A 10,552-nucleotide genomic window follows, 5' to 3' on the forward strand; every position below is an offset into this window, starting at 1 on the left:
TCACGCGGGCGGCAACGCCCGGCACAGTGCGTCGAGAGCCGCCCCGTAGGCGTGTTCCGGCGGCGTCGCGTAGCCGACCACCAGCCCGTCCATTGTGGACATGGTGCTGTCCGGGTGCCGGAAGGCGGCCAGTCCGTCCAGCGCCAGCCCCTGCCAGGCCGCGGCCTTCAGCGCCGCCTTTTCGGTGCCCGGCGGGAGGCGGAGCACGGCGTGCAGACCGGCGGCGATCCCGGTGACCGTGACGTGCGGCGCCCGCTCGGCGAGCGCCGTCACGAGCCGGTCGCGACGGCGGCGGTAGCGCTGGCGCATCCGGCGGACGTGCCGGTCGTACGCGCCGGAAGCCAGGAACTCGGCCAGGGTGAGCTGGTCGAGCACGCCCGCCCACGCCTCGCGCTCGCCCTTCACGGCGAGCACGGGGTCGACGAGGTGCCCGGGCAGCACCAGCCAGCCGAGGCGCAGCGCGGGCGAGAGGCTCTTGCTGACCGAGCCGACGTAGACGACGTGCTCGGGGTCGAGGCCCTGTACCGCGCCGACCGGCTTGCGGTCGTAGCGGAAGTCGCCGTCGTAGTCGTCTTCGACGAGCACGCCGCCGGTCGCCCGGACGTGCCCGGCGACCGCCGTGCGGCGGTCGTGGTGCAGCGGGCCGCCGGTCGGGAACTGGTGCGCGGGCGTCAGCAGCACGGCCGGGACGGTCAGGTCTCCGACGCGCGCACCGTGCTCGTCCAGGGCCAGCGGGACCGTGCGGACACCCACGTCGGCGAAGAGCGAGCGGTGGAACGCGAGACCGTAGGACTCGACGGCGAGCGGCCCCGGCAGCACCGCCGGGAACAGCAGCCGCAGGGCGTGCGCGACCCCGGAGCACACGACGATCCGCTCCGGTGACGTCCGCACGCCACGGGCCCGTGCGAGGTACTGGGCGAGGGCTTCCCGCAGTTCCCGCCGGCCGCGCGGATCGCCGGGGCCGAAGGCGTCGTGGGGCGCCTCGTTCAGCGCGCGGCGCGCGGCGGCGAGCCATTCGGTGCGCGGGAACGACGTCGTGTCCGGCTGGCCTTGCCGGAGGTTGTGGACCGGCGCCGGCGCTCGCGGCGCCTTCTTCGGCACCCGCACGGGTTCGAGCGGCTCGGCGCGCTCGGCGACCCGGGTGCCGGAGCCCTGGACGGCGGTGAGCCAGCCCTCGGCGACCAGCTCGGCGTAGGCGTCGGCCACGGTGTTGCGGGCGAGCCCGAGATCGGCGGCCAGCGACCGGTAGGGCGGCAGCCGGGTGCCGGGCGCGAGCCGCCCGGCACGGACGGCGTCCCGCAGGGCGGTGATGAGCGCGGCTCGTTTGCCACCCGGGCGCGGCAGCTCCAGGTGCAGGTCGGCGCCGAGCCGCTCCCCGGAATTGACCCACTCTTTTGCCACAGAAATGCACCCTACAGGTGGGTCAACCGGGCCGTAGATTTCTGGTCATGACGAACCGAGTGAACTTCGCCAAGACCGCCCCGAAGGCCTTCAAGGCCCTGATCGGCTTCGACGCCGCCGCCCGCGCCGGGCTCGACCCCGCGCTGGTCGAGCTGGTCCAGATCCGCGCGTCCCAGCTCAACCGCTGCGCCTACTGCCTGCACGTGCACACGTCGGACGCCCGCAAGGCCGGCGAAAGCGAGGAGCGGCTGCACATGATCGCGGTGTGGCCCGAGGCCACGAGCTTCTTCAGCGAGAAGGAGCAGGCCGCGCTGGGACTGACCGAAGCCGTCACGCTCCTTTCGGAGGGCGGCGTCCCCGACGACGTCTACGCCCGCGCCGCCGGTCAGTTCGGCGAGGAGGAACTGGCCCAGCTGCTGGCGCTGATCTTCACGATCAACACGTGGAACCGCATCGCCATCACGACCGCGAAGGTGCCGGGCACGGACGAGCGGGCGGTCCGGTGAAGCGCCCCGATGCGGCCTTGGTTGCGTTCGACGCGCCCGTCCCCGTGGACCGAGACCAACTGTGGTCCGGCGGGGTGGGACACGGTTGCCGGCAACCCTGTCCCATCCGGCCGGATCGACCGTTCAGCAGCCACCTCGCGAGAGGCGCAGCAGGCGTTCGCCCCCACCTACCGGACGCGCGACCGAAGCACCTGCCTCGGCGAACGCGGTCCTGCCCGTGATGTCGGTCATGATCGCGCTCCTCCGGGCGGCTTAGTCGGGGATGGCTCCGAGGCTCATGTTGGCCATGGTTCCGGCGATACCGGTGGCCCGGTCCGAGGCGATGAACGTGACGACCTCGGCCATCTCTTGGAGGCTCGGCAGGCGTTTGCGGTGTGTCCGCTCGGCCACCATGGCCTGGAACTGCTCGCGAGCGATTCCGTGGGCCTTGGCGTGGATGCCGAAGACCTCTTCGATCGTGCCGCTGTCGGGCATGCCCTGGGTCCGGACGCCGGCCACGCGTACGCCGGACGGCGCAAGTTCGACGGAAAGGTCCCTGATCAGGGCTTCCCCGGCGGCCATGTGCCGGCCGGCCAGGCGTGCGGTCAAGAAGCCGGCGCGTACGTGCTCGTTGACGGGTCGCATGAACTCCTCGACGTCGAGCTCGACGAGCGGAACGCCCTGCAGCGTGGTGTTGCGGAGCCCGACGGCGTTGAACGAGATGTCGATGCGTCCCGCCTTCCCGATCACTGTGTCGAGGTGCTCGGCCTGCGCCCGGTGAGAAAGAGGCGTGCCCCCTCGCGCGCGAATGTTCTGGCGACGGCGTTACCGATGGCGCCGCCGGCTCCGTAGATCACGGCCGTCTTGTTCCGGAGCAGCAGACTCGTGCTCATGGGCATGCCCTTCCGCTACCGGTTCCCGGCCGCGCCGACGAGCGTCGCGTTCTGACGTTCGAGCGCCTTGATCGCCCCGCTGTTCCAGCTGTCGGCAAGCGTCTGCGAGAAGGGATCGGGGAAGATCTCGTCCTCTCCCTTGGCCAGCCCGTCGAGGATGGCTGCGGCTACCGACTGCGGTGACGACTTCGGGATCTCGAGGTCGCGCACCATGTCGGTGTCCACGGGACCGGGCAGCACGGCGTGGACGTCCACGCCCTGGCCGGCGAGAGTGGCACGCAGGGACTGCGTCAACGAGAAGGCAGCCGCCTTGGAGATCGAGTACGCAGGACTGATGGGCACGGCAGCCACCGCAGCCAAGGACAGCACGTTGACGATCGCGCCTTGCGACTCGACGAGCCGGGGCAGGAAGGCCTGCGTGACGGCGTAAGGTCCGAAGAGGTTGACCGCGAGGTGCCGCTCGAGGGCGGCTCGATCAGCCAGCTCTTCGTAGCCGTAGACGCCCGCGTTGTTGATCAGGACATCGAGCGAATCGACGGCCTCGGCGGCGAGGTTGATCCGGGCGGCGTCCGTCAGGTCCAGGACCAGCGGCGTGACGCGCTCGTCGGTGGGGTTCACGGCCTGCCGTGTGCCGGCGTAGACCCGTTCGGCGCCCCTGCTCAGCGCCTCCTCGACCAGCGCCCTTCCGATGCCGCGATTGGCTCCGGTGACCAGGACTGTCTTGCCCGTGAGTGTCATGCGTGCTCCTCATGAGGTGGAATCGAGCTGTCGATGGTGCAGACACCACGCTGCGGAGGAATTGGGCGGGCACGGTGCGCCCAGTTCTCGGCCGGCCCGGTGTCTGAACCGGAAAAGGGCCGGCAAGAACCGACACCGGGTGGGTGATGAGACGTGACAGGGAGCGAGCTGATCGCGAGGGCGCAGGCCGGCGACGGCGAGGCGTTCCGGCAGGTGACCGAGCCACATCGCCGGGAGCTGCACATGCACTGCTACCGGCTGCTCGGCTCGTTCCAGGACGCCGAGGACGCTTTGCAGGACACGCTGCTCGCGGCGTGGCGGGCACTCGACCGGTTCGAGGGGCGTGCCTCGATCCGCACCTGGCTGTACCGGATCGCCACGAACCAGTGCCTCAACGCGATTCGCTCGGCCGGCCGTCGCCCGGCAAAGGAGTGGGATGTGCCCGAGGTCGAACCGCCCGAGCCGAGCCGGCTCGGCGAAGTCGTGTGGCTGGAGCCCTACCCGGACGCTCTCCTCGACGGCGCGATCGCCGCGCCGCTCGGACCGGAAGCGCGCTATGAGCGGAAAGAGGCCATCTCGCTGGCGTTCGTCACTGCGCTCCAGCTCCTGCCGGCGCGCCAACGTGCCGTCCTGATCTTGCGCGAGGTGCTCGGCTACCCGGCGGCCGAGGTCGCCGGCATGCTCGGCGCTTCCGTCGATTCGGTCAACAGCGCACTCAAACGAGCTCGCGCCACGCTGGAACGGCGGCTCCCGCCGAGCGGGATGGCCGGTTCACCACCGGCGCCCGCCTCGCCGGCCGAAGAGGCACTCGTGGCGAAGTTCGCCCGCGCCTACGAATCCGGCGACGTCGACGCCCTGATCGGCCTGCTCACCGACGACGCTCGCGTCTCCATGCCGCCGATGCCGCTCGAATACCTCGGCCGCGACGCCGTCTCCGGGTTCTACGCCGCGCTCATGAGCGCCAACCGGAAGTACTACCTGGTGCCTACGCGCGCGAACAGCCAACCGGCGTTCGGTACTTATCTGCGCTCGGGCAGCGATGGCATCCGGCGTGGGACGGGACTCGTGGTCCTCACCTTGGCCGGCGATCGGATCAGCGCCGTGACCCGTTTCGACAACAGCGTCCTTCCGTGGTTCGGGCTTCCGCGGTCCCTGCCCGGCAACTGACCTCCTGCTGGTTGTCCGTGCCCGGGAACCCGAACCGACGCGGCCCGCCTACGACAGGCGGCCGTGGGAGTCCAGAACCCACGGCCGCCTGCCTTGACCAGCAGTAACCTTGTCGGTCAGTCCGCGAGGGCGAGCAGATCCTCTTCCACGACCGGTTCCACGGCGGTTTCCCGCTTCCGGGCCACCAGGCCACTGGCCGCGATGAGCAGGCCCAGCACCGCGATCCCGGTGACCACGCTCAGCGCGGGTGTCAGCCCGGTCAGCAGCGCGGCGGGCGAAGCCTCCCGGCCGCCGTTGGCCGTCAGGACCGCCGTGACCACCGCCAGCCCGATCGCGCCGCCGACCTGCAGGGATGTGTTCAGCAGCCCGCCGGCCAGGCCCTGCTCGTCGTCGGCGATGCCCGCCGTTGCCTGGATGTTGAGCGAGGAGAACGCCAGCGTGAAGCCGATGCCGAGCAGGATCATGCTCGGCAGGACCGCACCCGCGTAGCCCGAGTGCTCGTCGACGCGCAGGAACAGCGCGTAGCCGATGACGTGCGCGACCACGCCCGCGAAGATCGTGCGGGGCGTGCCCACCCGGTCGATCAGCGGCTCGATGCGCGGGGAGCCGAACGCCACGATCAGCGCCGCCGGCAGGAAACCGAGCGCCGTCTGCAGCGCGGACCAGCCCAGCACCCGCTGCAGGTAGAGCATCACGACGAACTGGAACCCGATGTACGCGCCGAAGAACAGCGCGCCGCCGAGGTTGGCCCTGGCCAGCGGGCCGGACCGCAGGATGCCCAGCCGCAGCAGCGGGTGGGTGCTGCGCTTTTCGATGATCACGAACGTCACCAGCAGCGCCGCCGCGACGACGAACGTGATCAGCGTGCGCGGTGCGGCCCAGCCGATTTCCGGGGCCTCGACCACGCCGTACACCAGCAGCAGGGAGCCGGCGGCGCCGGTGATCGCCCCCGGGAAGTCGTAGCCGCGGCCCTCTTCGCGCCGGTAGGACGGGATCAGCTTCCACGCCGCGACCAGTGCCACCAGCGCGATCGGCGCGGGCAGCAGGAACGTCCAGCGCCAGCCGACCTCGGTCAGCAGGCCGGAGAACACCAGCCCGGCCGAGTAGCCGCTGGCCCCGAACACGGCGAAGATGCCGATCGCCTTGTTGCGGGCCGGACCTTCCTGGAACGTCGTGGTGACGATGGACAACGCGGCCGGCGCGGTGAAGGCCGCGGCCAAGCCCTTGATGAAGCGGCTCGCGATGAGCAGTGCGCCGTCGTCGACGAGACCGCCGAGCAGCGAAGCCAGCGCGAACACCGCGACGGCAATGAGGAACACGCGGCGGCGGCCGAGCAGGTCGGCGGTGCGGCCGCCGAGCAGCAGCAGCCCGCCGTAGCCGAGCACGTACCCGCTGACGACCCACTGCAGCGCGTTGGTGGACAAGCCGAGGTCGGCCTGGATGGCGGGGAGCGCAACCCCGACCATCGACACGTCGAGCGCGTCGAGACCGATGACGATCGAAACGGTGAGCAGGACACCCCAGAGACGTGCGTCCCACCGGGTCGAGGTGGTGGACAAGGACACGGAAGAACTCATGGCGGCGATGTTACATGCACGCGCATCTAATGTCCAAGCATTTAATGCAGTTGCATCTGATGTGTGTGCATGCTAAGTTGGTCGCCGTGAGCGACGTCGCCGAGAAGGAACTGGTCCAGGAGTGGCACGACCTGCTGGCCCGCTACTCGGCCGTGTTCAGCACGCTCGAGTGCCGCCTGCAGGAGCGCCACGGCATCGGCGCGAACGAGTTCGAGGCCCTGGAGCGGGTCGCGACCGGCGAATCCAAGTGCCGGTCGGCCGACCTCACCGAGGCCATCCACCTCAGCCAGAGCGCCACGTCCCGCCTGGTCGCCCGCCTGGAGAAGGAAGGCCTGGTGGAGCGCGCGCTCTGCGAAGTGGACCGGCGCGGCATCTTCGTCACGATCACCGACGCCGGCCGGGAGAAGTACCTCGCGGCCAAGCAGACCCACCGCGAAGTGCTGCGGGAAACCCTGGGCTAACCGACCGGCCCTTCGATCGCCTTGACCTGCACCTGCTGCCGGCCACCGGCGGCGCCGGTCACCGACAGCGTCAGCTCGTCGCCCGGGTGGTGGGTGTCCATCACGTTCGTCAACGTCGTCGCGGAGTCGACCGGCTTGCCGTTGATGGCCGTGATCACGTCGCCGGCCGCGAGGCCCGCCTTCTGCGCCGGTCCGCGCTGGACCACCTCGCGGACCTTTGCGCCGCCCTGGCCGTCGGACACCGAGACGCCGATGAACGCCGTCTTGCCGATGTGGATCTTGTCCGACGCCTGGCCCGCGACGATCCGGTGCGCGATGTCGACGGCCTGGTCGATCGGGATGGCGAACCCCTGGCCGGCGCCGCCGCTGCGGCGCCCGTTCAGCTGGTAGCCGGTGGACGCGGCGGTGTTCACGCCGATGACCTGCGCGTCCGCGTTGACGAGCGGGCCGCCGGAGTCACCCGACTCGATGTTCGCCCGGACCTGGATGAGCCCGGTTAGCTGCTCGGACGACCCGCTGGACTCGTCCGAGGCGGTGATCGACTGGTCCAGCGCCGTCACCGTGCCGGGTGCGGGTACCGGGTCGCCGCCGCGGCCGCCGGCGTTGCCGAGACCGAGGATCTGGTCGCCGACCTGGACCGTGGACGAGTCGCCGATGGACGCCGTGGGCAGGCCGGACGCGCCCTTCAGCTGCAGGACCGCGATGTCCTCGGTGCGGTCGTAGCCGACCACTTCGGCCGGGTAGGTGTCACCGGTGCCGATGCTGGTGACCTTGATGCTGGTCGCCCCGGCGACGACGTGGTTGTTGGTCAGCACCTCGCCGTCGGCGGTGAGCACGATGCCGGTGCCCGCCGCGGCCGCGCCCTGCAGCCCGAGCTGGGTGTTGATGTTCACGATGGCCGGGTTGACCTTCGCCTTCACGGCGTCGACGTCGAGCACCGTCTTGGCCGCACTGGGCTGCCCGGAGAAGCCGAAGTTCTGGTTCCCGCCCGCGGTGGGGGCGGCCGCCCCGGAGATCAGGTGCCCGATCCCGAGCCCGGCGACCACCGCCAGCGCGATCGCGGCAACCGCGACGGTCAGCGCCCGCAGCGGGTGGCTCCGGCGCGGGGGTGGCTGGTAGGCGGGCTGCTGCGGGTAAGCGTAGATCGGTTGGGTGTACGGCTGTCCCCACTGGTCCCGGGGCTGGTCGTACTGCTGCCGGGGGTACCCGTTCTGCCCGTAGTACTCCGGCGGGTACCCGCCTTGGCCGTAGCCGTACGGGTACTCGCCGCCGCCTCGCGGTCCTCGGTCGTCCTCGCTCATGCGCAGCTCCAGCTCTCGGCCAGCCTCCGGCTCTTACCAGGAAACGCCCCTTTCCTGAGAATTTCCTTGCCCGGTTCCGTGGACTTGCTGTGGATTCACCGCCGGATCCGTTCCATGCCGGGGTCGACCAGCGGCTCGGCGGCCACCGTGGCCGCGACCCGGCGGCCGAAGTACTCGATCTCCACGCTGCGGCCGACGTCCGCCGTCGCCGGGAGCCACGCGTACGCGATCGGACGGCCGACGGTGTACCCGTACGCGGCACTCGTGACGTACCCCGAGGCCACGCCGTCGACGAACACCGGTTCCTTGCCCAGCACCACCGTGCGGCCGTCGTCGATCGTCAGGCACCGCAGCCGCCGCGTCGCGGTCCGGCCCTCGAGCGCGTCCCGGCCGAGGAACTTCCCCTTCGCCGGGCGCACCGCGAAGCCGACGCCGGCTTCGTACGGGTCGTGCTCGGTCGTCACGTCGGTGCCCCACAGCCGGTAGCCCTTCTCCAGCCGCAGGCTGTTGAACGCCGCGCGGCCGGCCGCGATGACGCCGAGGGGCCGCCCGGCCGCCCACAGCGCGTCCCACAGCCGCAGGCCGTTGTCCGCGCCGGTGTAGATCTCCCAGCCGAGTTCGCCCACATAGGACAGCCGCATGGCGACCACCGGCACCCCGGCGATCCGCGCCTTCAGAGCCCGGAAGTACTTCAACCCCGTGTGTGAGAAGTCTTCGCGCGACAACGGCTGCACGAGGTCCCGCGCCAACGGACCCCAGACGCCGACGCAGCAGGTCCCGCCGGTGATGTCCCGGACCCGCACGCCAAGGGGCGCGTGCTTGACGAAGTGGTCGACGTCGATGTTGCCGTTGATCCCGACCTGGAACAGCTCCGGTTCCAGCCGGGCGACCGTGACGTCGCTGCGGATGCCGCCGGCGTTGTCGAGCATCAGCGTGTAGGTCACCGAGCCGACCGGCTTGTCGAGCTGGTTGGTCGTCAGCGACTGCAGGAACTCCAGCGACCCGGGACCGCTGATCTCCACCCGCTTCAACGGCGTCATGTCGTACAGCGCGACGCCGTTGCGCGTGTGCCACGCCTCGGCCGCCGCGATCGGCGAGTGGAACTGCGCCGACCACGAGTCCCGCGCCGGCGGGAGCGCGTCGTGCGGGAGCTTCTTCAGCAGCGGCGCGTTGGCCTCGAACCAGTGCGGCCGCTCCCAGCCGCCCGCTTCCAGGAACACCGCGCCCAGTTCCCGCTGCCGTGCGTGGAACGGCGTCACGCGCAGGTCGCGCGGGGAAAGCTTGGGCTGCAACGGGTGCAGGATGTCGTAGACCTCGACGAAGTTCTGCTGCGCCGTTTCGTGCACGTACGACGGCGCGAGCTGGACGTCCTCGAAGCGGTGGACGTCGATGTCGTGGGTGTCCACTTCGGAATGCCCGTCGACGAGCAGCTGGGCGACGGCCTTCGCGATGCCCGCGGAGTGCGTCACCCAGATCGCCTCGGCCAGCCAGAACCCGCGGACGCCGGCCGACTCGCCGACCAGCGACTGGCCGTCCGGGGTGAAGGAGAAGATGCCGTTGAAGCCCTCCTCGACCTTGGTCCGGCGCAACGCGGGCAGCAGCAGCTTGCTTTCCTCCCACGACGGCGCGAAGTCGTCCTCGGTGAACGGCAGCATGGACGGCATCGCCGTCCCGGTCACCGACGGGTCCAAAGTGGACTCGTCGACCGGCATCGGGCGGTGGGCGTAGGAGCCGATGCCGAGCCGGTCGACGTGCTCGCGGAAGTACAGGTCCTGGTCCTGGTGACGCAGGATGGGCAGGCTCGCCTCGGCTTCTTCGGAGTTCCGGCCCACGAGTTCCGCGACCGGCCCGGTTTTGGCGTACTGGTGCGCCAGCGGCAGCAGCGGGACGTCCACGCCGGCCATCGCGCCGATCTCGCGGCCCCAGAACCCGGCGCACGACACGACGACGTCGGCCGGGAAGTCACCCTGGCCGGTCCGGACGCCGGTGACGCGCCCGCGTTCCTGGAGCACGTCGGTGACGCGGGTCGAGCCGATGAACTTCGCGCCCCGCGAACCCGCTCGGGCGGCCAGCACTTCGACCACCTTGGCGGCCCGCGCGAGGCCGTCGGTCGGCGTGTGCAGCGCGCCGAAGATCCGGGCACCGTCCAGGAGCGGCCACCGCCGGACGCACTCGCCGGCGTCGATGAGCGAGCCGGGAACGCCCCACGACGTCGCCCAGCCGTGCTTGCGCTTGAGGTCCTCCCAGCGCGCCGGGGTGGTCGCCACCTCCATGCCACCGACCTGGAGGAAGCAGTCCAGCTCCAGGAACTTCTCGACGGTGTAGCGCGCGAAGTCCGTCATCGCCTTCGACGGGTTGGTCTGGAAGACCAGGCCCGGCGCGTGCGACGTCGACCCGCCGGTGCGCGGCAGCGGGCCCCGGTCGAGCACGGTGACGTCGGTCCAGCCGCGGGCGGTCAGCTCGTCGGCCAGGTTCGCGCCGACGATGCCGGCGCCGATGATCACGACTCGCGGTGAAGGCATGGCGGGA

General features: G+C 70.8%; 9 protein-coding genes. 3 read left to right on the top strand and 6 right to left on the bottom strand.

All coding sequences use genetic code 11. The features are described from left to right. Positions 1-1,401: a PLP-dependent aminotransferase family protein gene (locus Q5425_RS08255; RefSeq protein ID WP_308671527.1), complete on the bottom strand. Its 1,401-nt coding sequence runs from the start codon at positions 1,399-1,401 to the stop codon at positions 1-3. 47 nt (positions 1,402-1,448) lie between these two features. Here Q5425_RS08255 and Q5425_RS08260 point away from each other — a divergent pair, with 47 nt between their 5' ends. Further along, positions 1,449-1,907 (top strand): carboxymuconolactone decarboxylase family protein, encoded by a 459-nt coding sequence (locus tag Q5425_RS08260; RefSeq protein ID WP_308671528.1) that lies wholly within the window; start codon positions 1,449-1,451, stop codon positions 1,905-1,907. A 252-nt stretch (positions 1,908-2,159) separates the two neighbouring features. Here Q5425_RS08260 and Q5425_RS08265 read toward each other — a convergent pair whose 3' ends face one another. Together Q5425_RS08265 and Q5425_RS08270 are read right to left on the bottom strand one after the other, a co-directional pair. Next, positions 2,160-2,636, bottom strand: coding sequence for an SDR family oxidoreductase (locus Q5425_RS08265; RefSeq protein ID WP_308671529.1), 477 nt, complete (start codon positions 2,634-2,636; stop codon positions 2,160-2,162). 158 nt (positions 2,637-2,794) lie between these two features. Then, complete coding sequence (locus Q5425_RS08270; RefSeq protein ID WP_308671530.1) at positions 2,795-3,517, bottom strand: SDR family NAD(P)-dependent oxidoreductase; 723 nt, start codon at positions 3,515-3,517, stop codon at positions 2,795-2,797. A 153-nt stretch (positions 3,518-3,670) separates the two neighbouring features. Here Q5425_RS08270 and Q5425_RS08275 point away from each other — a divergent pair, with 153 nt between their 5' ends. Continuing rightward, on the top strand, positions 3,671-4,684 hold the full coding sequence (locus Q5425_RS08275; protein ID WP_308671531.1) for a sigma-70 family RNA polymerase sigma factor: 1,014 nt from the start codon (positions 3,671-3,673) through the stop codon (positions 4,682-4,684). 116 nt (positions 4,685-4,800) lie between these two features. On the opposite strand, the gene Q5425_RS08280 is transcribed toward Q5425_RS08275, so the two are convergent. Further along, positions 4,801-6,261 carry an MFS transporter gene (locus Q5425_RS08280; protein WP_308671532.1) on the bottom strand — a complete coding sequence of 487 codons (1,461 nt, stop codon included), beginning with the start codon at positions 6,259-6,261 and terminating at the stop codon, positions 4,801-4,803. 86 nt (positions 6,262-6,347) lie between these two features. Here Q5425_RS08280 and Q5425_RS08285 point away from each other — a divergent pair, with 86 nt between their 5' ends. Further along, positions 6,348-6,722, top strand: coding sequence for a MarR family transcriptional regulator (locus tag Q5425_RS08285; protein WP_308671533.1), 375 nt, complete (start codon positions 6,348-6,350; stop codon positions 6,720-6,722). Here the strand turns inward: Q5425_RS08285 and Q5425_RS08290 are convergent. Together Q5425_RS08290 and Q5425_RS08295 are read right to left on the bottom strand one after the other, a co-directional pair. Continuing rightward, positions 6,719-8,023 (bottom strand): trypsin-like peptidase domain-containing protein, encoded by a 1,305-nt coding sequence (locus Q5425_RS08290; RefSeq protein WP_308671534.1) that lies wholly within the window; start codon positions 8,021-8,023, stop codon positions 6,719-6,721. The two genes, Q5425_RS08285 and Q5425_RS08290, sit on opposite strands and share 4 nt — an antisense overlap. A gap of 95 nt (positions 8,024-8,118) precedes the next feature. Beyond that, positions 8,119-10,545, bottom strand: a complete 2,427-nt coding sequence (locus tag Q5425_RS08295; protein ID WP_308671535.1) for an FAD-dependent oxidoreductase — start codon at positions 10,543-10,545, stop codon at positions 8,119-8,121. Positions 10,546-10,552 lie beyond the last annotated feature (7 nt).

It is taken from the genome of Amycolatopsis sp. A133, from assembly GCF_031082405.1.
GTDB lineage: Bacteria > Actinomycetota > Actinomycetes > Mycobacteriales > Pseudonocardiaceae > Amycolatopsis.

Coding starts and splice junctions, on each gene's coding strand:
- Q5425_RS08260 (WP_308671528.1), top strand. CDS start 1,449: ATGACGAACCGAGTGAACTTCGCCAAGACCGCCCCGAAGGCCTTCAAG.
- Q5425_RS08295 (WP_308671535.1), bottom strand. CDS start 10,545: ATGCCTTCACCGCGAGTCGTGATCATCGGCGCCGGCATCGTCGGCGCG.
- Q5425_RS08270 (WP_308671530.1), bottom strand. CDS start 3,517: ATGACACTCACGGGCAAGACAGTCCTGGTCACCGGAGCCAATCGCGGC.
- Q5425_RS08290 (WP_308671534.1), bottom strand. CDS start 8,023: ATGAGCGAGGACGACCGAGGACCGCGAGGCGGCGGCGAGTACCCGTAC.
- Q5425_RS08280 (WP_308671532.1), bottom strand. CDS start 6,261: ATGAGTTCTTCCGTGTCCTTGTCCACCACCTCGACCCGGTGGGACGCA.